At 59.7% G+C, this 21,139-nt stretch carries 23 protein-coding genes; 17 read left to right on the forward strand and 6 right to left on the reverse strand.

Features of this window, described 5'->3' with window-relative positions:
• Positions 1–35: 35 nt before the first annotated feature.
• The gene (locus RYB09_RS13220; protein WP_057402539.1) at positions 36–380 is read left to right on the forward strand and encodes a hypothetical protein; all 345 of its coding nucleotides are present in this window, start codon (positions 36–38) and stop codon (positions 378–380) included.
• A 70-nt stretch (positions 381–450) separates the two neighbouring features.
• Here RYB09_RS13220 and RYB09_RS13225 read toward each other — a convergent pair whose 3' ends face one another.
• Positions 451–1,368, reverse strand: coding sequence for a LysR family transcriptional regulator (locus RYB09_RS13225; RefSeq protein WP_005731822.1), 918 nt, complete (start codon positions 1,366–1,368; stop codon positions 451–453).
• Between the two features lie 157 nt (positions 1,369–1,525).
• Here RYB09_RS13225 and RYB09_RS13230 point away from each other — a divergent pair, with 157 nt between their 5' ends.
• The 3 genes from RYB09_RS13230 (at position 1,526) to RYB09_RS13240 (ending at position 4,211) form a co-directional block, all read left to right on the forward strand.
• Entirely contained in the window at positions 1,526–2,281 is a 756-nt protein-coding gene (locus RYB09_RS13230) for a 5-oxoprolinase subunit PxpA (protein ID WP_057402540.1), read from the forward strand.
• 86 nt (positions 2,282–2,367) lie between these two features.
• On the forward strand, positions 2,368–3,240 hold the full coding sequence (locus RYB09_RS13235; RefSeq protein ID WP_058409491.1) for a 5-oxoprolinase subunit B family protein: 873 nt from the start codon (positions 2,368–2,370) through the stop codon (positions 3,238–3,240).
• Positions 3,237–4,211 carry a biotin-dependent carboxyltransferase family protein gene (locus RYB09_RS13240; RefSeq protein ID WP_316888827.1) on the forward strand — a complete coding sequence of 325 codons (975 nt, stop codon included), beginning with the start codon at positions 3,237–3,239 and terminating at the stop codon, positions 4,209–4,211. Before RYB09_RS13235 ends, RYB09_RS13240 begins: the two co-directional genes overlap by 4 nt.
• A gap of 6 nt (positions 4,212–4,217) precedes the next feature.
• Here the strand turns inward: RYB09_RS13240 and RYB09_RS13245 are convergent, their stop codons facing one another.
• Entirely contained in the window at positions 4,218–4,790 is a 573-nt protein-coding gene (locus RYB09_RS13245; RefSeq protein WP_058409492.1) for a TetR/AcrR family transcriptional regulator, read from the reverse strand.
• A gap of 207 nt (positions 4,791–4,997) precedes the next feature.
• On the opposite strand from RYB09_RS13245, the gene RYB09_RS13250 reads away from it, so the two are divergent.
• The 3 genes from RYB09_RS13250 to RYB09_RS13260 all read left to right on the forward strand — a co-directional run bounded on the left by RYB09_RS13250 (position 4,998) and on the right by RYB09_RS13260 (position 7,837).
• On the forward strand, positions 4,998–6,005 hold the full coding sequence (locus RYB09_RS13250; RefSeq protein ID WP_316888829.1) for an aldo/keto reductase: 1,008 nt from the start codon (positions 4,998–5,000) through the stop codon (positions 6,003–6,005).
• Positions 6,006–6,317: 312 nt separating this feature from the next.
• Positions 6,318–7,502, forward strand: a complete 1,185-nt coding sequence (locus RYB09_RS13255; RefSeq protein ID WP_316888831.1) for an L-dopachrome tautomerase-related protein — start codon at positions 6,318–6,320, stop codon at positions 7,500–7,502.
• A 26-nt stretch (positions 7,503–7,528) separates the two neighbouring features.
• Complete coding sequence (locus RYB09_RS13260) at positions 7,529–7,837, forward strand: putative quinol monooxygenase (protein ID WP_122281004.1); 309 nt, start codon at positions 7,529–7,531, stop codon at positions 7,835–7,837.
• A gap of 96 nt (positions 7,838–7,933) precedes the next feature.
• Here the strand turns inward: RYB09_RS13260 and RYB09_RS13265 are convergent, their stop codons facing one another.
• From RYB09_RS13265 to RYB09_RS13280, 4 genes are all read right to left on the reverse strand, one after another.
• The gene (locus tag RYB09_RS13265; protein WP_316888834.1) at positions 7,934–8,407 is read right to left on the reverse strand and encodes a hypothetical protein; all 474 of its coding nucleotides are present in this window, start codon (positions 8,405–8,407) and stop codon (positions 7,934–7,936) included.
• A 126-nt stretch (positions 8,408–8,533) separates the two neighbouring features.
• The gene (locus RYB09_RS13270; RefSeq protein WP_016981677.1) at positions 8,534–9,865 is read right to left on the reverse strand and encodes an OprD family porin; all 1,332 of its coding nucleotides are present in this window, start codon (positions 9,863–9,865) and stop codon (positions 8,534–8,536) included.
• A gap of 72 nt (positions 9,866–9,937) precedes the next feature.
• Positions 9,938–11,536 carry an MFS transporter gene (locus RYB09_RS13275; RefSeq protein WP_316888925.1) on the reverse strand — a complete coding sequence of 533 codons (1,599 nt, stop codon included), beginning with the start codon at positions 11,534–11,536 and terminating at the stop codon, positions 9,938–9,940.
• Positions 11,508–12,716, reverse strand: coding sequence for an aspartate transaminase (locus tag RYB09_RS13280; RefSeq protein ID WP_044318788.1), 1,209 nt, complete (start codon positions 12,714–12,716; stop codon positions 11,508–11,510). The genes RYB09_RS13275 and RYB09_RS13280 overlap by 29 nt, the downstream gene beginning before the upstream one ends.
• Before the next feature lie 276 nt (positions 12,717–12,992).
• Here RYB09_RS13280 and nac point away from each other — a divergent pair, with 276 nt between their 5' ends.
• The 10 genes from nac (at position 12,993) to RYB09_RS13330 (ending at position 21,135) form a co-directional block, all read left to right on the forward strand.
• Positions 12,993–13,904, forward strand: coding sequence for a nitrogen assimilation transcriptional regulator NAC (nac, locus tag RYB09_RS13285; RefSeq protein WP_058402878.1), 912 nt, complete (start codon positions 12,993–12,995; stop codon positions 13,902–13,904).
• 115 nt (positions 13,905–14,019) lie between these two features.
• Complete coding sequence (locus RYB09_RS13290) at positions 14,020–14,466, forward strand: acetyl-CoA carboxylase biotin carboxyl carrier protein subunit (RefSeq protein ID WP_316888837.1); 447 nt, start codon at positions 14,020–14,022, stop codon at positions 14,464–14,466.
• Between the two features lie 54 nt (positions 14,467–14,520).
• Positions 14,521–15,873: an acetyl-CoA carboxylase biotin carboxylase subunit gene (gene accC, locus RYB09_RS13295; protein WP_316888839.1), complete on the forward strand. Its 1,353-nt coding sequence runs from the start codon at positions 14,521–14,523 to the stop codon at positions 15,871–15,873.
• Positions 15,870–16,535 (forward strand): 5-oxoprolinase subunit PxpB, encoded by a 666-nt coding sequence (gene pxpB / locus RYB09_RS13300; RefSeq protein ID WP_316888841.1) that lies wholly within the window; start codon positions 15,870–15,872, stop codon positions 16,533–16,535. The genes accC and pxpB overlap by 4 nt, the downstream gene beginning before the upstream one ends.
• Positions 16,532–17,503: a biotin-dependent carboxyltransferase family protein gene (locus RYB09_RS13305; RefSeq protein WP_057402549.1), complete on the forward strand. Its 972-nt coding sequence runs from the start codon at positions 16,532–16,534 to the stop codon at positions 17,501–17,503. Before pxpB ends, RYB09_RS13305 begins: the two co-directional genes overlap by 4 nt.
• Positions 17,503–17,910 carry a biotin/lipoyl-containing protein gene (locus RYB09_RS13310; protein ID WP_057402550.1) on the forward strand — a complete coding sequence of 136 codons (408 nt, stop codon included), beginning with the start codon at positions 17,503–17,505 and terminating at the stop codon, positions 17,908–17,910. Before RYB09_RS13305 ends, RYB09_RS13310 begins: the two co-directional genes overlap by 1 nt.
• 4 nt (positions 17,911–17,914) lie before the next feature.
• The gene (locus RYB09_RS13315; RefSeq protein ID WP_122259938.1) at positions 17,915–18,685 is read left to right on the forward strand and encodes a LamB/YcsF family protein; all 771 of its coding nucleotides are present in this window, start codon (positions 17,915–17,917) and stop codon (positions 18,683–18,685) included.
• Between the two features lie 127 nt (positions 18,686–18,812).
• Positions 18,813–19,565, forward strand: a complete 753-nt coding sequence (locus RYB09_RS13320) for an SDR family oxidoreductase (RefSeq protein WP_005731845.1) — start codon at positions 18,813–18,815, stop codon at positions 19,563–19,565.
• Between the two features lie 121 nt (positions 19,566–19,686).
• A complete protein-coding gene (locus RYB09_RS13325) occupies positions 19,687–20,388 on the forward strand; it encodes an amino acid ABC transporter permease (protein ID WP_060411793.1) in 702 nt (233 codons plus the stop codon).
• Between the two features lie 6 nt (positions 20,389–20,394).
• Positions 20,395–21,135 (forward strand): amino acid ABC transporter permease, encoded by a 741-nt coding sequence (locus tag RYB09_RS13330; RefSeq protein WP_316888848.1) that lies wholly within the window; start codon positions 20,395–20,397, stop codon positions 21,133–21,135.
• Positions 21,136–21,139: the final 4 nt, after the last annotated feature.

Consider the following 21,139-nt stretch of genomic DNA (forward strand, 5'->3'; position numbering starts at 1 on the left):
GACTCTCGCGTCTCTCAACACTACGGAACCCGTCTATGCGTGCCCTCGCTGAGCTTTCTTTCGATTTCGTCTGGCATTTGATGTTCACGGATGACGATCAGCTCGACCAGGATCTGGCGGTACGCTCGCTGGAAAATCTGTCTGACTACTTTTCGGCGATGTCCGACGAAGAGAAAAGAGCGTTCATCGCTGTGGCGCATGAACGCAAGGCCCGTCTTTTTGCAGTGCCCGATGCCGATGGCTACTCGCCAATGCTGCACGCCACTGAAGACCAGGCGCAGTTTCTTGATCATGTGGTGTCCGGACAATTCTTCCAGCAGTTTGAAGAGCCCGCGGCTGTTTATGCCAGCGACCGCGTGGTACCGATCCGCAGCAGCTGAGCTACCGGCTAGTTGCGTGCAGTTTCCGGCAATCTGGCAATCACCTTGATTTCAATAATTCCTGCCCGGCTCAACGCCGCGCCGACAGCTGCTGCGGTGCCAGAAACGCATCGTGAAAATAGTTACGAAACGCTTGCATCGCCGGGCTCAACTCGCGCTCGCGGTGCCAGGCCAGGCCGACGCTCATTGGCGTTACCGAGTCGGTGACAGTCAACGTTTCAATACGTTTGCCTTCAAGCGACCAGGGACGATGCACCAGGTCGGAGAGAATCGCCACGCCGCTGCCGTTGGCGACCATGCTGCGCACTGCCTCCACGGAGCTGGTGCGCACTCTGACATTGGGTCGTTGGCCGGCCAGTTCCCAGTAGCGCATTGCACTTTGCTCCGCTTCGTCGACGGTCAGCAGGATATAGGGCTCTTGTGCTACATCGGCAAGGCTCACGGCGGCGCGCTGGCACAGCGGGTGATGGCTGGACAGCCATAGACGGCGTTCGGAGTTGAACAGTGTCTCCGAAACGATATCCGGGTGAGTGATGTTGGCTGTCAGCACCACCGCCATATCGAAGCGCCCCTCCAGCAGACCCTGTTCGATGGCTTGCCGTTCGCGTTCATGAACCTCGATGGCTACATCGGGGTGCCAATGTTCCAGACGTTGCAGGTGGTGAGGCAGAAAGTAGCCAATCACGGTGTAGCTGGCGGCCAAGCGCAATACGCCGCTGGCGCGAATATCGGGTAGCGGGCTGTTCAGCGCATCATCGACGCTGCGCAGGATCACGTAGGCGCGGTTGAGAAAATGTCGACCCGCTTCGGTCAGGCTCATGCCCTGAGCCGAGCGCTGGAACAACAGCGTGCCGAGCATGCTTTCCAGTTCCTTGATTGCCGTGGTCACCGCAGACTGGGAGATGTTCAGGTGAATGGCCGCCTGCGAGATTTGCCCGATCTCGGCCGTTGCCACGAAATAACGAACCTGGCGCAACGTCAGGGACATAAGCACTCCAATTGGTGGGTATCTGTTTTTCAGAAGATGATGTATCTGTAAATAGATCTACCCAAGGGGTGCGAGCGAATCTAACGTGTTTTGCAGGAAGCCGGATAGCTTCTTTTCCGGATTGACCCTTGACTCGATAGCCTCAGGAGCAAACGCCATGCAGGTGGATTTCAACTCGGACATGGGTGAAAGCTTCGGCGCGTGGACCATTGGTGACGGCGTCGATAACGAATTGATGGCCTTCATCAGTTCCGCCAACGTCGCTACCGGTTTTCACGCGGGTGACCCCGGCACGATGCGCCGTACCATAGAACAGGCGAAACAGCTGGGCGTTGCCATTGGCGCGCACCCCGGGTTCCGCGATCTGGTCGGCTTCGGACGGAGGCACATCAACGCAGCGCCGCAGGAGCTGGTCGATGACATGCTCTACCAGCTGGGTGCATTGCGTGAGCTGGCGCGGGTTCAGGGCGTGACATTGCAGCATTTCAAACCCCATGGGGCGCTGTATATGCACCTTGCCCGGGATGAAGCCGCTGCCCGTCTGCTGGTGGAAAACCTTCAGCGCCTGGAGCCTGAATTGCTGCTTTACTGCATGCCCGGTTCGGTTATCTGCAAGATCGCTCAGGAACTCGGTCAGCCGGTCATTCGCGAGTTCTACGCTGATCGCGACTACGACTTGAGCGGCTCCATCGTCTTCACCCGTAATGTGCGTGCGCATGACCCGGCCGAGGTCGCGGCACGCGTGGTTCGCGCGTGCCAGCAAGGTCTGGTGCGCACCGTTGAGGGCGAGGACCTGAGCATTGAATTCGATTCGATTTGCCTGCACAGCGACACGCCGGGCGCTCTGGCCCTTGCCGAAGCGACCCGCAAGGCGCTGGACGCTGCCGGGATCACGGTGCGTAAGCCGCGCTGAGTCAAATGGCATCGTGTGCACAGACACAGGAGCCACGTTACTGATATTCGCCTGCCGTTCTACAACAAATTCAACAAGGAACAGACATGGCTGATCCGATTCGCTACAGCTTTGGCGCTGATGAACACCTGTTCGCGGAGGTCAGCGAGAGTATGTCGCTGGAGGCCTTTTTCAAAGGGCTGGCGGTGACCCGTGCGGTCGAGCGTCTGGAACTGGACGGTGTACTGGACGTATGCCTGGCCAACGCGTCCTTCCAGATTCGCTTCGACCCGGACCGTATTGCACCGCATGCCTTGCTTGAGGCAGTGAGAGCGGCCGAGGCCGATGCAGTGGCCGAACGTACGCTGCAAACCCGCATCATCGAGATTCCGGTGCTTTACAACGATCCGTGGACCCATGAAACCCTGATGCGTTTTCGTGACCGCCACCAGGATCCGGGTTCGACGGACCTGGAATACGCTGCGCGCATCAATAACCTGGCGGATGTCGATGCTTTCATTGCTGCTCATAGCGGCGCGCCGTGGTTCGTCTCAATGGTCGGTTTTGTGGCTGGTCTGCCATTCATGTTTCAGATGGTCGAACGCGAGCGCCAACTGCAAGTGCCCAAATACCTGCGGCCACGTACCGATACACCCAAGCTTACGCTGGGTCACGGCGGCTGCTTCGGCTGTATCTACTCGGTGCGCGGAGCGGGTGGCTACCAGATGTTCGGCGTTACGCCCGCGCCGATCTACGATCCGCAGCAGGGTCTGGCTTATCTGAAAGAGCACATGGTGTTTTTCCGGCCGGGCGACATCGTCCAGTTCAAACCGGTTGATCGGGACACCTATGATGCGGCCGTTGCAGAGGTCGAAGCCGGGCGCTTCGATTTGCGGATTCGTCCGGTCGAGTTTTCCCTGGATGCCTTTCTGGCTGATCCCGCTGGTTATCCCAAGTCGTTGCAGGAGGTGCTGGCATGATCAAGGTGCTCAAACCCGGTCTGGCGACCTCGGTGCAGGATCTTGGCCGCGAAGGCTATTACCACCTGGGCATTCCGCCCTCCGGTGCGCTTGACCAGTACGCGCTCAGCGCTGCCAATCAACTGGTTGGCAACCCACCCGGTGCCGCCGGGCTTGAATGCACATTGCTGGGGCCGGAGCTGGAGTTCCAGTGCGATACATTGGCGGCGGTCTGTGGTGCACACATGGCGGCGCGCCTCGACGGTGTGGAAATGCACCACGACACCGCCTTTGCGGTAAAAGCCGGACAGGTGCTGCGTTTCGACTTCCCCAAGGACGGCGCGCGCACCTATCTGGCGGTTGCCGGGGGGATTGATGTGCCGCTGGTGCTGGGCAGTCGGTCGACTTACACGCTGGGTGCGCTTGGCGGTTTTCAGGGCCGCCGACTGATGGCTGATGACCAGTTGCCAATAGGCATTCCCGGCGGCAAGGGGCGGGCTGGGGCGAGCTTGCCGATGGCTTTGCGCCAGTCTTTGGGTGGGGAATTGTATTTGCGTGTGGTGCCGGGCCTGTATTACGAACGTCTGACCGAATTCGCAGCCACCAGCTTTTTCTCAGAGTCCTGGAGCGTAGGCTCGGAAGCCGACCGCATCGGTTATCGCTTCAAGGGGGGCAGGGCGTTGACGTTCCAGCCCAGGGAGCAGCCTTTCGGGGCAGGCTCCGATCCATCGAATATCGTCGACAGCTGCTACCCGATCGGTTCGATTCAGGTGCCTGCCGGGCTGGAGCCGATTGTCTTGCACCGTGACGCGGTGTCTGGCGGAGGCTACGCGATGATCGGCACGGTGATCAGCGCCGACCTCGACCTGATCGGTCAGATGCAGCCCAACCAGAAGGCTCGATTCGTGGCGGTAACGCTGGAGGAGGCTCTCGAAGCGAGAAAGTCGTACAAAAAGAAGTTGGCGTGCCTGAGCAAACTGTTTCCTTCATAGAAGCGGTCAAAGAGCCTGCAGTTGCTCAAACATTTTCGTACGGCACACATCGAGTATTTCGTCTGCCAGTGGCGAGTCGTTCGGGCAACTGCGCGATAGCAGCAGCGCGCCCAGTGCATGGGCAAACATATCGATGGTGTTTGCCCGCGCCTGTTTCCATTCGTTGTCGCCAGGAGACGTGCCTGCCGGAGCCAGGGCGGCAAGTATGCTCTCGATACCCTCGGCGAAGGTTGCCTTGACGTCGTCTGACTGACGTGCGGCATCAGCGCTGAGTGCGGCCATCGTGCAGCCGGTGCCTGGGTTGTCCCGGTGCTCTCTGGACAGGTAGTACTCGATGAACTGCGCAGGATCGACGTCTTTCGATTGCTCCACGGTGCGCGAGATGGCGCAGGCTGCCGATTCGGCCATCAGGTCGGACTTGGAGCCGAAGTGCTTGTAGAACCCGCCGTGGGTAAAGCCCGCCGCGGCCATCAGGTCTGCCACCCCGACACCGTCAAAGCCGTGCTCGCGAAACTGAACGGATGCCGTCTCGACAATGTGTGCCCGGTTGGCCTGGGCCTGCGCCTTGGTGACTCTCATGTGGTTTGCCTCTCTTGCCTGCTTGGTTTTTTCCCGTCCGGGTTCGGCAGGGTGTGAATATAGCATTGATGCTGACCGTCATCAAAATCGTTGACAGTTAAGATGCTGATCGTAATCATAACCGCTCAAAGCTACTGATAGCTGTCCACCTTGTTTCTCAGCAACAGGATCGCACCACGGGCGATCCTCAATCGGCAGGAGAAAACCATGAAATACAGAACGTTTGGCAAAACCGGGCTCAATGTTTCGCAATTGGCGCTGGGCACAGGAAACTTCGGCACGGGCTGGGGCTACGGTGCCGACCCGGTTGCCAGCAAGGCAATTTTCAACGCCTATGCAGAGGCGGGTGGCAACTTCATCGATACTGCAGACATTTATCAGTTCGGTCAGTCCGAAGAGTTACTCGGTACGCTGCTGGAAGGCCGACGCGATGATTTCGTGCTGGCGACCAAATTCACCAACGGCGCCTCGGCCAATCCCGGCCGACTGGCGATCGGCAACAACCGCAAGGCAATGGTCAGCTCTGTTGAGGCAAGTCTCAAGCGCTTGAAGACGGACCGCATCGACATCTATTGGGCGCACCACCCAGACGCTGTTACACCCATCGAGGAAATTGTCAGAGGGTTTGAAGATCTGGCGCGTGCAGGGAAAATCCTCTACGCAGGCCTGTCCAATTTCCCTGCATGGCGGCTTGCTCGCGCGGTTACGCTGGCCGAAATCAGCCGTGCATTACCGATTGCAGCCGCTCAGTTCGAACATAGCCTGGTGCATCGCGAGCCTGAGGCTGATCTTTTTCAGGCTTCTTACGCGCTTGGCCTTGGCGTCGTCACCTGGTCACCTCTGGGGGGTGGCATGCTGACCGGCAAATACCGCAAGGGGGAGAGCGGGCGCGCTGAGGGGTTTGGCGGCAAGGTGTTCCAGCCTGAGAACTCGGCGCAGCGCACCCGGATTCTCGATACTGTTCTGGCTGTTGCCCATGAGCTTGGTGTCAGCGCTGGTCAGGTAGCCATTGCCTGGGCAGGTTCGCACGGCGCTGTTCCTATCATCGGGCCCCGTTCGCACGAGCAGATTGCCGATAATCTGGGCGCCTTGTCGCTGACGCTGGCTGACGAACAGATTCAACGGCTCGATGCGGTCAGCAGTCTGGATCCCTCCGCTGGGCCAAGGTCGGCGGCTGATTGGTCGGATGAGACTCGCGCAAGGGGAGTGGCCTGAGTTGTTGGCCTGGCTCGGACAGTTGGTTGCCAGCCGCCAAATGAGCGGCTGGAGTCCTTCCAGGCGCAGCTTCGCCGTATGAATGCGGTGCTTGCGTGCCTTGGCGAAAGTGGTGATCTTCGCCTCAGCGTTGAAAGTGTTAGCGTATTCCCCGCGTTTTTCTTTGTAATGAGAAAGACCAAAATACCCGCAGTCTTGTCTATTCATCGTCCTTGAGCCTCGTAGGGTGATGAACGCCATCACCTTCCGTGCGCACAGCCCGTATTACTGAATGCCGATGAGCAGCCCTGGCTGTTCCATCAGGAGAGCACCATGCATCGAAAATTAATTTGCGCAGCACTGGCCATCCTGTCCGCCGCCACACTCACCACCTCCCTGGCCTACGGCGCGACCATCACCGAGCTCCCTGCAAGCGCCCCTGCCGACAGACCGGTAGGCAAGCTTGAACAGGTGCATGCCTTTTACGATGCGATGCCTACCGGTGTGACAGTTACTGAAGCCGGGCGAATTTTCGTCAACTTCCCTCGCTGGGGCGACAAGGTGCCTTTTACGGTGGGCGAGATTCGTGATGGCAAAGTGGTTGCCTACCCGGATCTGGCGGTCAACCGCGAGAATCCGAAGGACCCCGGCGACGGGCTGATCAGCGTGCAGAGTGTGGTGGCCGACGGCAAAGGACGCGTCTGGCTTCTGGACACTGCCGCACCGCAGTTTGCTGCTCCGCGTCCGGGTGGTGCCAAGCTGGTTGCGGTAGACCTGGCCACCAACCGAATCGTCAAGCGGCTGGTGTTTCCCGATAACGTCATATTGCCCAGCACTTATGTCAACGATATGCGCTTCGACTTCCGCAAAGGATCGCAGGGGACTGTCTATGTGACTGACTCTTCGGTAAGCGGTCCGGGTGCAATCATTGTCATGGACATTGCCAGTGGGCATGCCGTACGGCGCCTGAGCGGCGCGAAGTCGACGTCTGCCGACCCGGCTTTCGTGCCCGTGGTCGAGGGCGTGCCGGTGCTGGGTGATGGCCCGGACGGATCGCGCAAACCGGTTCACGTAGCCGCAGACGGCATTGCGCTGTCGGCCGATGGCAAGACGCTTTATTTCTCGCCACTGTCCAGCCGCCACCTGTACTCCGTCGCTACCGAGCTGTTGAACGACAGCGGTGTAAGTGAGCAGCAACTGGCCGCGGCTGTTGAGGACCTCGGTGAAAAGGGCGCCTCCGATGGTCTTGAGGCTGATGCAGACGGTGCTGTGTATGCAGGTGACTACGAGCACAATGCAATTCGCAAACGCCTGCCGAGCGGTGTATGGCAAACCGTGGCGCACGATCCTCGCATGCTGTGGCCTGATACGTTGTCTATCGGTCCGGATGGCTACCTGTATTTCATCGTCAACCAATTGCACCGTCAGGCCGGTTTCAATTCGGGCCACGACAAGCGTGCAAAACCTTATAGCCTGCTACGCGTGAAAGTCGACGCTGCGCCTGCACCCACTCATTGATCGAATTGAATACCGGAGCATTGATAATGAATACACCTGCAAAGCCGTTGGCCTTGATCGCCGTTCTGAAAGCCGTTGTGGGCAAAGAGTCCGCATTGAAAGAAGCATTATCAGCACTGGTGGAACCGTCCCGATCAGAGCCGGGCAATATCGAGTACACACTGTTCGAGGCGCGCGATGAGCACGGCACGTTTTACATGCGTGAATGCTTCAAGGATCAGGCAGCACTGGATGCGCACGTTGCCACGCCGCATTACCAACAGTTTGCAGCTGCAAGCGGCGAGTGGCTGGCAGAGCCACCGCAGCTGATATTTCTGGATCAGGTGTCTGGCTGATCTGGATAAGGGGCTCGGCACGTTCGAGCCCCTGTACGGCTACCCCAAACACGCTCTAACCCATGATGGGCACCATCTCTCAAGAGACAGGTATCATCATCCGTCATTGATCAAGGCAGACAATACCCCGGACATCACTATTATCAGTTGAATGCCTAGCAATACTGTCAGCCACTTCGGGCCTCTGCGAATAAACCAGTAGGCTGCATTGAGCACTGTCGAGATCAGGTTGGCGAACCACAGCACAGTAATCGCCAGCACTTTCTTCACCTGAAACCAGTCACTTTGCAGGCTTAGGAAAAAGAGGGCGAAACCGATGCCGATCACAACAACTGCGATGGACGCAAAACCGATGTATCTGCTTCGATAGAACCAGCTGAAAGGCATGCCCGTCTGGTTTTCCATTACGGGGTAAAGGTCTGCTGGTGTGTCATTGAAGTTCGGATGAGTTGCTTTTAACGGCGTAGCGGGGCCACCGATGACTTCAGGCTTGCCAGGATCGGTTTCAACAACCAGTAAGACATTGGGGCGGTCGTGGTCGGTGGGGGGGTTCGGGATCTTTTTATCCATTGTTTTCGCTTCCTCTGCAAGGTGCAAAGGTTATAACGAATGTTGTGACCAGCACGAGCGCTTGTGCACGCCGTCAACCAACCCTCAGGCAGCAGATACACCCCGTATCTGCCACCCACTCGGGTTTTAAAAGATATTGATCGGATAGCTGACAATGATCCGGTGCTCATCGGCATCACGCTGGCTGGCAAACTCGGTACGAAGTTGCGCATGGCGCAGTGCAACGCTGAGGTTTTTCGCCGGGCCGGACTGCACCACGTAACTCAGGGTCACGTTGCGTTCCCATTCCTTCTTGTCGCCGTCGGATGTCTGGATGTTCGAACCGCTTTCATACATGGCCAGGAAGTTCAGCCCGGGAACGCCAAGCCTGGCGAAGTCATAGCCGTAACGGACCTGCCAGGTGCGTTCTCCGGCGCGCTGAAACTTGCCGATCATGGATTCGGTCATGAAGTAAGCGGTTGATCCATCGCCCTGATTCAACCATACCGCGTCGCTGTCGCCGGTCACTGCCTGATAACCGGCAGCAAAGGTATGACCGTTGATGAGGTAGGTGAACTGGGCGCTGGACAGGCGGCTGTCGACTTCACCCTTGGTAACGCCGTTGCCGTAATAACCTACCGTGTAGAACGCCGGATCGTGACCGTTTGCACCGTCCGAGCGGTTGTCGAAGTGGCGCAGGTCGGTGCGCAGGGTGCCCGGGCCGAGTTGCATGTCGTATTTCAGTCCGAGAAAGTTCTGTTTGTAGAAGTTTTCCAGATTGCCGTAGTAATACTGCAAGGTCAGGTCTTTGGTCGGTTTGTAATCGACGCCTGCGTAGTAGAACTTGTTGACGAATTCGCCGGTCAGCGGGTTGTTGGCACCCGGAATCGACATGCCCATCTGGTTGGTCGAACCGCGGCCCATGACATGTTCCAGCTGGCCTGCGGTGAAAGTGAAGTCCTTCAAGTCGCCAGACTGAATCTGGCCGCCGCGAAAAGTTTGTTGCAGCATGCGATCAGTGGACATGACCACCGGCAGCATCGGCACCAGCGTGCCGTATTTCAACTCGGTTTTTGAAACGCGTGCCTTGAGCGTTGCGCCCAGGCTGCTGAACTCATCGACCGCGCGGCCGTCGCTGTCAGTCGGGAAGATATTGCCGTTGAACGCCGTGCTTTGCGGGTTGTAATGGCGGCCCTTGCCCGAGTCCAGGCGGATGCCCAACTGGCCCAGCGCATCGACGCCAAAGCCGACGGTGCCGGGCGTGTAGCCGGACTGGTAGTTGAGCATGAAGCCCTGGCCCCACTCCTGCGTGTAGTTCGGGTCGGCAGCACCGCTGCGGTTGTCTGCGTTGCTGAAGAAGTTGCGCGCCAGAATGCTGGCCTTGCTGTCTTCCAGAAAACCTTCGCCGAAGCTCTGCTGCGCGATCAGCAGGCCACAAAAGCCCGCAACGAAAGGGGTGGCGCGATTGATACGCTCCATCGGGTTCATCCTCATGCTGTCATTAAGTGTTGTGAGAGGCAGGGTCGGGCGGCAGTCAGGTTTCTTGTTGTTTTAAGAGGCGTGTTTTGCAGCTGAATCCGTTTCAGGTGTCGTTGTGCGAGGCGCTTGATACAGCGCGACGCGAGGTAAACGGGAAAGAACCACCAGTGCGAGTACGCCCAGTGCGGCGCAGATCAACAGCCCCGTACCGACTGCATGGGCGAGGGCAGTGCGAGCCAGCTGCAACGTGGTGTCGATATCTGTGGGCATGTGCTGCAGCAGGACCTGAGGGTCGGCCAGACGCGCTATTGCCTGCATCTGGCCTGCCGAGGCCAGTGCATGTTGCAGATTGGCGACGTACAGCAACTTGACCAGCACACCCATTGCGGCAGTGCCCAGCAAGCCGCCAACCAGTCGCAACGATTGAGTGAGTGCTGTGGCGATACCGAGAAATTGCCGCTCGGCAAGCGTCTGGGTGAATACAGTGAGGTTGAGCAGAATGAACCCCAGACCCAGCCCCGCCAGCAGAATCAGTCCCAGCAAGGTCGTGAACCCGGCGTGCAGTCCGACCAGTGCCAAGGCGATGCAGGCAATCGACAGGGCAATAAATCCGCCAATCGGTAACCAGTTGGGGTTTGCCAGACGCGTGACGATGCGACTGTTGACGATTGCGCCCAAAGTGATACTCAGGGCCAGCGGAGTGAGCAGCAGCCCGGCGTCCTGCGGCGAGTAGCCGTAGCTGCCCTGCAACAGCAGAGGCAGGTAAAACAGCAGGGTGAACATGATCGCACCGGCCAGCAGCGACATGATGAACAGCAGGCGGATGCTGCGATTGGCAAACAGCCCGGCGGGCAGCAAGGCGAACGCGCAACGGCGCTCTCTGAACCAAAGGCCGGTCAAGGCAATAACAGTGATAGCGCCGCACAGCAGGCTGATCGCCAGAGAGCGCTGACCGAGCCATTCAACGAACAATTGCAGGCTGCCCAGGCTCAGGACAATCAACACTGCGCCGATCCAGTCGAGCCTGATCGCACCGGCTGTTGGCGGGCGATACCAGGGTAAAAAGCGCCAGGCAAAAAACAACGCAATCACGCCCAGCGGCAGGTTCAGCCAGAACACCGAACGCCAGCCGAACTCGCCGGACAGGTAACCGCCCAACCCTGGGCCGATGGCATTGACCACGCTGAACATCGCACTCAGCAGCACCTGCCAGCGCAGCCGCTGACGGGTGTCGGGAAACAGCTCCGGCACACAGGCAAATGCCGTACCGATCAGCATCCCGCCACCGACGCCTTGCAGGGCCCGGCCAATGACCAGCACCAGCATGCTGTCGGCCAGCGCGCAGACCAGCGAAGCAACGGTGAAAATGACCGTAGCGGCCAGCACGAAAGGTTTACGCCCGTAGAAATCGCCCAGTCGGCCAAAGATCGGAATGGTCACAATGGACGCCAGCAGGTAGCCGGTGGCGACCCAGGCATACAGCTCGAAACCATCGAGTTCCGCGACGATGCTTGGCAATGCGTTGCCGATCACTGTCTGGTCGAGTGCGGACAGCATCAGCACCAGGGAAATGCCGAGCATGGCCAGCAGGGCCTGTTTGAAGGTCAGGGCCGGGTGGCTCGGCGTGGTCATGGCCAGGCGCTCAGCGCAACGCAGCGACAGCAGTCGCAATGCGTGTGCAACCGGTTTCAAGGGTTTCGAGGGCCGTCGCCGTAGACATCCGGAAGAACGGTGCCAGGCCATAAGCGGTGCCTGCTACAACCGCAACACCCTGACTTTCCAGCAGGTACAGAACCACATCGGTGTCGGCTTCCAGTACCGAGCCTGACGGGGTGGTTTTGCCGATCAGCGCTGCGCAATTGACGTAGAGATAAAACGCGCCTTGTGGCTGGATGCAACTCAGGCCGTCAATTGCGTTGATCAACTCCAGGCAGCGGTCGCGGCGCTGTTTGTAGACCTTGACGCTCTCGCCGACAAACGACTGGTCGCCATTGAGGGCCGCCACTGCGGCGGCCTGGCTCACCGAGCAGGCGTTGCTGGTGGATTGCGATTGCAGGGTAGCCATCGCGTTGATGATATCGCTGGGGCCTGCGGCATAGCCGATGCGCCAACCGGTCATGGCGTAGGTTTTTGATACACCATTGATGATCAGCACACGCTCGCGCAGGGCGGGTTCGACAGTCAGCAGATGGCTGAGCGGGGTGTCGTCATAGCGAATGTGTTCGTAAATATCATCGGTCATGACCAGCACGTCCGGGTAGTCGAGCAGCACGTCGGCCAGTGCCCGCCATTCAGTTGCGCTGTAGGTCGCGCCGGTCGGATTGCTCGGCGAATTGAGCAGCAGCCAGCGGGTACGCGGCGTGATTGCGTGGCGTAGTTGCTCGGCGGTGAGCTTGAACTGATTGTCTTCGGGGCACGGTAAGGTCACCGGGCGACCATCGCAGGCCAGCACCATGTCCGGGTACGACACCCAGTACGGCGCGGGGATCAGCACTTCGTCGTCAATGCCCAGCGTCGCTGCGAAGGCATTGAAGATCGCAGCCTTGGCACCGCTGGTGACTACGATCTGGCCGGGGGCGTAGCTCAGGCCGTTTTCGCGCTGGAGTTTGGCGGCAATCGCGTCGCGCAGCGCTGCAGTACCCGCATTGAGCGTGTAGCGGGTTTCACCGTTTTCGATGGCGGCAGAGGCGGCCTGACGAATGTGGGCAGGCGTATCGAAGTCGGGTTCGCCAACCACCAGATTGATGATCGACTTGCCTGCGCGCCGCAGTTCATTGGCCCGATCGGCAGCAGCGCTGCTGGGCGATGGTTTGATGCGGAGCACGCGGGCAGCGATGCGAGATGCGGTCACGTTGGCATTCCTCGTTGATGGCCTTGACGGGGAATACGTTACGAGCCTGCAGAGTGCAGGCCATAAGACGAGTTTGTTCTGGGTTGATAGGCAGCGCTTATGACCGCAGATGAACCAGTGCCGCACCAAAAGCGGGCGAGCAATGCCTGCGGGGGCATCCATGCGTTGCGAACACGCTCGGCAGTTGCTGACATAGCAATTGCTTATGTCTGGTTTTTTCAGAGCTGGCCTGTGTCTTGCTGAAGCATCGGGGTCGTGACTCTGGAGTGCAGCACCTTGAACCTTCGCCGCTTGAAATACTTTGTGAAAATTGTCGACATCGGTAGCCTGACCCAGGCCGCCGATGTACTGCACATCGCGCAACCTGCGTTAAGCCAGCAACTGGTGACGCTGGAAGCCGAGTTGCAGCAGCAGTTGCTGATTCGCACCAAGCGCGGCGTTACCCCGACCGAGGCGGGCAAGGTTTTGTATGGCCATGCTCAGGTCATCCTGCGTCAGTGCGAGCAGGCGCAAAGTGATGTCAACGCCAGCGGCCTGGCGTTGTCGGGGCCGGTGTCGGTAGGGCTGGCCCCGGGCACCGCTGCGTCAACCTTGTCGCTGCCGTTGCTGAAACGGGTGCGCGAGCGTCATCCGGGTATCCTGCTGTACCTCAACGAGAACTTTGGCACCACGCTGAGCGAACTGATAATGAACGGGCGCATGGACATGGCCGTTCTTTATGGCGGACGTGAGGTGCATGGCCTGAGTTTTGTGCCGTTGATTCGCGAGCAACTGTATCTGGTCAGCGCCCAGGACACGCTTCAGGGCTGCGAGGAAATAGCCCTCGCCGAGCTGGCCGATATCGACCTGCTGTTGCCGCGCACCTACAACACCATCCGCCGTCTGGTGGATGAGGCATTTGTGCGCATCGAGCGCAGTGCCCGGGTGGTGGCAGAAGTCGAATCATCGACGACTCTGGCTGCCGCAGTAGCGGATCGATTCGGCTCGACCATTCTTCCCGAGTCTGCTGCGCGGGTGCTGGCCGATACGCATGCGGTCAATCTGAGCCGGATCGTCGAACCCGAGATCGAAGCGCCGCTGGCCCTGTGCCTGTCAGGCCACTTGCCGCTTTCGGTTCCGGCCCAGGCGGTCAAGGCCATCCTCCTGGAACTGGTCGCAGAGATGCGCGGCAATCGCCGTACACAGTAACCCCGGCGTCATAAGGGGCGCTTATCACCCCACAGTCAAACCGTCTTGGCGGTCAAAAATCGCTCTCGTTACATTGCCCTCAGCCACATTTCTTTTGCCAGGCAAGGGCTCTTGCATGAAACCGGAACGTATCAAAGCACTTATCGACCTGATGGCCGAATCGGACCTGAGTGAACTCAGCCTGTCTGAAGGCGATACGCAGTTGCGCTTGCTGCGTGAGTCGGTCGAGGCCGCCAGCGGCGTCAGTCCATCTGCATCAACGTCGCTGAAAGCGCCTGCAACCGACGCTGCTGCTTCCTCTCAGGCAAGTGCAACTGCCAATGCGCAAGAGGCTCAGGCGTGCGCCTCGCTGTATGGGGTCTTGCACCTGACCCCGGCGCCCGACCAGCCGCCCTTCGTTCAAGTCGGCACGTCAGTCGAAGTGGGACAGACCCTGGCAGTGGTTGAAGCCATGAAGATGTTTCATCCGGTGACGGCTGAAAAGGCAGGGGTCGTGACCGCCATTCTGGTTGCCAACGGCGAAGAGGTTCAGGCCGGACAAGCGCTTTTCAGCATCGGTTGAAGGTCTTGGGTGGCCGTGCGGCTGCCTTCCGGGTTCACAGATCAGGGGTTTTTGATGTTCGATAAAGTGTTGATCGCCAACCGCGGCGAAATTGCCTTGCGCATCCAGCGCGCCTGCAAAGGCCTGGGCCTGAGTACGGTTGCGGTCTATTCCGAAGCGGATCGCGATGCCAGCTATGTACGCCAAGCCGATGAGTCACTGTGCATAGGTCCGGCCGCGCCGGGGCAGAGTTATCTGAATCAGGCTGCCGTGCTTTACGCCGCGCAGTTGACCGGTGCTCAGGCGATCCATCCCGGTTACGGGTTTCTGTCTGAAAACGCCGCGTTCGCCGAGCGCATCGAACAGGCTGGCCTGACCTTCATCGGCCCCAGTGCCGCCTGCATCCGGGTGATGGGCGACAAGGTCGCGGCCAAGCGGGCAATGCGTGAGGCCGGCGTGCCGTGCGTGCCAGGTCCGGACACCAGCATGCCTGCCGATCCGCAAGGCATCCTGAAAATTGCCCGTGACATCGGTTACCCGGTCATCGTCAAGGCCGCTGGCGGTGGCGGCGGGCGGGGCATGCGCGTGGTTCAGGAAGAGCAGCAGTTGCTCGCTGCAATTGCGCTGACCAGCGAAGAAGCCCGCCGGGCCTTCGGTAATCCCGAGTTGTATATCGAGAAGTTTCTGGGGCAGCCGCGCCATGTCGAGATTCAGGTGCTGTGCGATGCCTATGGCAATGCCGTCTGGCTCGGCTCGCGGGATTGCTCGATGCAGCGGCGACATCAGAAGGTGCTTGAAGAGGCGCCTGCACCGGGCATCGACCCGGCACTCATGGCCAGAGTGGGCGAACGTTGCGCACTGGCCTGCCGGCAGATCGGTTATCAGGGCGTCGGCACGTTCGAATTCCTGTTTGAAAACGACGAGTTCTATTTCATCGAAATGAATACTCGCCTACAGGTCGAGCACCCGGTCACGGAAATGACTTCCGGAATCGACATCGTTCAGCAGCAGATTCGCATGGCGATGGGCGAGCGCCTGAGTTTCAGCCAGGCCGACGTCAGCGTGTCGGGCCACTCGCTGGAATGCCGGATCAACGCCGAGGACCCACGCAGCTTCATGCCGACGCCGGGGCAGGTTACTCGCTGGGAGATTCCAGGTGGTCTTGGCGTACGGGTCGACTCGCATGTGAGCCACGGTTATCGCGTTCCGCCTTATTACGATTCGATGGTGGCGAAGGTCATCACTCACGGTGCCAGTCGCGATGAGGCCTTGGCACGTATGCGCTTGGCGCTGAGCGAAATGCACGTTGAGGGAATCTCTACCAACATCGCGCTGCATCGCGACATTTTGCAGGACCCGGTGTTCTGCAAGGGTGGCATGGACATTCACCACCTGGAGCGCTGGTTACAGACAAGGAGCCAGCCATGACCCTCCAGCAGTTGCCGCCACGAATTACCTTGCTGGGAACCACCGCCTTGCTGTTCGAAGCACCCGGCGAGCTTGAGCTGGCAGCGCAGCAACGCATATGGGCACTGGCCATTCTGAGCAAGGACTGGCCGCAGGTGCGCGAAGCGGTGCCCGGCATGAACAACCTGATGCTGACCTTCGCAGCGCCGCCACGCGACCTGACCGGCTTGAAAACCCGCTTGCTGGAGGCCTGGGAGCAGTGCCAGCCGCTGCCGTTGCAAGGCCGGATCATCGAATTGCCGGTGGTGTATGGCGGCGACGGCGGGCCGCACATGGCCGATGTCATCGCCCATACCGGGCTGGATATCGAGACCATCGCCAATCTGCACTGCGAACCGCTTTACCCGGTGTATGCCTTGGGCAGCCATCCCGGCTATTGCTATCTGGGCGGCATGGATCAGCGTCTGGCGACGCCTCGGCGCAAAGTGCCGGTACTCGATATCGGTGCCGGCTCGGTTTCCATCGGCGGTGTGCAGACGGGTATCTCCGCTTCAGCCGGCCCCAGTGGCTGGAACACGATAGGGCGCACGGAAATGGTGTTTTTCGACGCTGATCAGAACCCTCCGGCGCTGATGCAGCCCGGCGATCAACTGCGCTTGCGTATCGAGAGGATCATTCGATGATCGAAGTTATCAGCGCCACCGCACTGGCGACGGTCCAGGATCTGGGTCGGCATGGCAGCCTGGGCTACGGCGTCGGCACCTCCGGCGCAATGGACACGCTGTCATTGCAGCTCGGCAATTTGTTGCTGGGCAACGACGAAGACGCGGCAGGCATCGAAATTCCACTGTTCCCGTTCGAAGTGCGTTTTGTCGAGGACTGCACTTTTGCTATCACCGGTGCTGCCTGTTCTGCACGGCTGGATGGCGAGCGACTGCCGGGTAACTGGGTCGCTCAGGCGCGCAAGAATCAGGTGTTGAAGCTGAGTTACCCAACGACGGGCAGTCGCGCCTATTTATGCCTGGCGGGCGGTGTGGATGTGCCGCAGGTTCTGGGCTCGCGCAGCACGCAATTGCGCGGTGCATTTGGCGGCTGGCAGGGCCGTGCCTTGCAGCAGGGCGATCTGATTCCTGCCGGTGCGGCGAATCAACCGCGCGCCGGTGATTTTGGTCTGCAATCTGCTGCGGCGGCCTTGCCGTTGATTATCGACGAGCTACCGGCCATACGCGTACTGCCTGCCGCCGAGTTCGACTGCTTCAGCGTTGAAGCCCAACAAACATTTTTTGCCGGCGAATGGAAAATCACCACGCAAAGCAATCGCTACGGTTACCGCATGGAGGGGACGCCCTTGCTGCCACGGGAGGCGCTGGAAATCCGCTCTCACGGCATTGTGCCTGGCGTGATTCAGGTGCCCCACGGCGGCCAGCCGATCGTGCAGATGCGCGATGCCCAGCCCAGCGGCGGCTATCCAAAGTTTGCCACGGTTATCGAAGCCGACCTGTGGCGTCTCGGTCAGGCCCCCATTGGCAGCAAGGTGCGCTTCGTGCAATGCAGTTACGAGGAGGCCGTCGAGGCACTGGACACCAATCACGCCTTCATCGAAGACGCCCGGCGCTTGCTTGCGCTGCGCGGCCTGCAAGGAAATCGCTGATGAACATCAATGAAATTCGCCAACTGGCAGGCTGGATTCGTGATGCCGGGCTCACGGTTCTTGAACTGAAACGACCAGGGTTCGAGTTGTTGATCCGACGCGGTATACGTGCGGATAGCCATGCATCGCGAGCTGACCTGGACGTCGCAGTCGAACAGCCGCCAGCCACTGCGCTTGTAATAGCTGCGGATAACCCCGGCGTTTTTGTATCGAGACACCCCGACGAAAAAAACAGCTACGTAAAACCCGGCGACACCGTTGCAGTCGGGCAGTTGCTGGGCCTGTTGCGCATCGGCCTGCTTTATCTGCCGGTGCGCAGCCAGCAGGCAGGGCGTGTGACGCGTTTTCTGGCTGCCGAGCATGAACGGGTCGGTTACGGCCAGCCGCTGATTGAACTGGAGGAGTGACACGATGCGCATCGATCTGAACGCTGATCTGGGTGAGGGCTTCGGCCCCTGGACCATGGGTGAGGATGAGGCACTGATGCAACTGATCTCCTCGGCCAACGTGGCCTGTGGTTTTCATGCCGGTGATCCATTGATCATGAACAACACCGTGCACCGCGCCAAAGCCTTGGGCATCGATCTCGGCGCACATGTCGGTTTTCCTGATCTGCAGGGGTTCGGGCGGCGCAGAATGAACATCGAACTCAACGAGTTGTGCAGCATGGTGGTGTATCAGCTGGGCGCTCTGGCAGGCATTGCAGCCGCTGCCGGTTACCGCGTGACGCACATGAGCTTCCACGGCGCGCTGGGTAATATGGCCGCGGCCGATGCCGAACTGGCCAGGCCGCTGGCCAAGGCGGTCGCCAGTTTCGATGCGCAGATGATCATCAGTTCATCCAGCAGCACGGCCATCGAACAGGCCGCCGAAGCGTGCGGCCTGAGAGTCGCGACCACGTTTCTGGCCGACCGTGCCTACGACGAAAACTGCCTGCTGGTGCCGCGTGGCATTGCCGGGGCGGTGATCAAGGACCCACAGCACGTCCGCGCCAGGGTTGCGCAACTGTTGCAGGACGGTACGGTTACGACCCTGGGCGGCAAGCGCGTGGCGGTCAATGCCCAATCAATCCTGTTGCATGGCGACACGCCGGGGGCGGTGGAGCTTGCGCGCAGCATTCGCCAGAGCATCGAAGAGCAGGGCGGTGTCATCACCCCGGTTTCACAGCTGCTCGGGTCATAAGCGCAGCTTATTGCCACAAAACCATTGTGTCTTGGTCGCTGCCCATGACGCTCGTTAAAGTCCAGTACAAGGCGATCAGCATTAACAGCCAAGCGGCTGATCGACGCTTATTCAAGGAAACCCCGACATGCCTTTTTCCGATTACAAAACTGCGCTGGTGACCGGCGCTTCTTCCGGCATTGGCGAAGCCGTCGTCGAACGGCTGTGTGCCGAAGGTCTGCAGGTTCATGCGCTGGCGCGCAGTGCAGACAAGCTGGCGGCACTGGCGCAGCGCACCGGCTGCATCGCGCATGCTATCGACGTGACTGATCTGGCCGGTCTGACGGCACTGTTCCAGGCCCATCAGTTCGATGTTGTGGTCAACAATGCCGGAGTCGACCGGCCCGGTTCGCTGCTCAAGGCCGACGCAGAAGGGATTGATCTGCTGGTCGATGTGAACCTGCGCGCGGTATTGCAGATCGCCAGGCTTTCGTTGCCGGGTATGGTCGAGCGTGACAGCGGGCACATCATCAACATCAGCTCGATTGCCGCCGCCTACAACTTCGGCGGCAACTCGACGTACCACGCCACCAAGGCTGCCGTGAGCATGCTTTCTCGCCAGTTACGTATCGATGCGTTCGGCAAGCGCGTGCGGGTGACCGAAATCTGCCCCGGGCGTGTGGCCACGGATATTTTCGCCCATGTGCATGGCGATTCCGAGGAAGTGCGCAAACGCTTTATCGAGGGCTATGAGCTGCCTGTGGCCAAGGACATTGCCGATGCAATCGCCTACGTGATCGCTGCGCCCATCGCGGTCAACATCGGCCATATGGAAATCACCCCGACGTTACAGGTACCCGGCGGGCTGTCGACCGCGCGTCCGCAGGACTATGAAGGCTGAGACTGCGCCTCGCTGCAAGCGCTGTACCCATCACGAGAGCGGCACCAGCCGCCACGCGACACTCGCGCCAGTACCTCTGGCGCCTTGCTTCTGCCCTGGCTGAATGTCTATGGGAACAACCATGACGAGTAAATTCGATCTTTCAGCGATCCTGCAGGGCGAGTACGCCGAGCTGATCGTCAAGGGCATAGAGACAACCCTGCAACTGGCATTCGTTGCCTGGTGCATGGCCATGGCGGTGGCCCTGCTGCTGGTGTCGATTCGCCTGACCGGCAACAAATACGCCGAGCGTCTGGTGGCGGGCTATGTGTCCTACCACCGCAACGTGCCGACCCTGGTGCAACTGATGCTCTGGTATTTCGGTATTCCGACGCTGCTGTCCGAAAGCACGCAGATCTGGCTGGCCAATTACAGCACCGAATACCTGTTCTCGGTCATTGCACTGGGCCTTTGCCAGGCGGCTTACTTCAGTGAAGACATCCGCAGTGGGTTACGCGCGATTCCGGCCGGGCAAGTCGAGGCGTCGCGCGCGCTGGGCCTGGGTTATGTGCGCTCGATGCGTTACGTGATCCTGCCGCAAGGGGTTCGCAACTGCCTGCCGTCGCTGATCAATCACACGGTCCTGCTGTTCAAGAACACCAGTCTGGTCATGGCCATCGGCGTGGTGGAGCTGACTTATGCCACCCGTGAGGTCGAGAACTATACCTTTCGCACCTTCGAGGCGTATCTGGTTGCAACTGTGGTCTACCTGGCCATTTCACTGATGCTGATGGGCCTGGGTGCGTTGCTGGCCCGGCATTTCAGCAAAGCCATGGCGAGGTAGGCGGCGATGTTCGATGTGTTCACGATTGTTCGCGATAACTGGACCTTGCTGCTGGTCGGCCAATATCCTCACGGCCCGATGGGCGGGCTGGTTTCAACACTGATGCTGGCGGCGCTGGCGCTATTGCTGGCCTTTCCGCTGGGGCTGCTGCTGTCGCTGGCGCGGGTTTCGCCGTGGCGCTGGCTGCGTTACCCGGCCACGGTCTGGGTCTATGTGATGCGCGGCATTCCGCTGCTGATGGTGATTTTCTGGACCTACTTTCTGGTCCCGCTGCTGATCGGCCATAACATCACCGGCTTCACCACCATGCTCTGCACGCTGGTGGTCTATCAGAGCGCCTACCTGTGCGAAATCATCCGTGGCGCCATTCAGGCGCTGCCTACGGGTCAGTACGAAGCGTCCCGCGCACTGGGCATGGGCTATATGCGCACCACGGTCTGGGTGATCTTGCCGCAGGCGCTGTACAACGCTTTGCCAAGCCTGATCAGCCAGTTCATTTCGATCATCAAGGAAACGTCGCTGGGCTACGTGATCAACGTCCAGGAAGTGACCTTCGCCGCCAATCAGATCAACAACCAGCTGCTGACCAAGCCATTTCAGGTGTTCTTCATTCTGGCGATCACCTACTACGTGCTGTGCTACGGCCTGACCCGGCTGGCCGCAGTGGTGGAACGGCGGATTGCCCGCAAACGGGAGGGCAACGTGTCGCCTGCAGCCGTTCCCCTGCCTTTGACTACCGATAATTGAGGGT

This window comes from Pseudomonas syringae group sp. J254-4, assembly GCF_032586855.1.
Classification (GTDB): domain Bacteria; phylum Pseudomonadota; class Gammaproteobacteria; order Pseudomonadales; family Pseudomonadaceae; genus Aquipseudomonas; species Aquipseudomonas amygdali.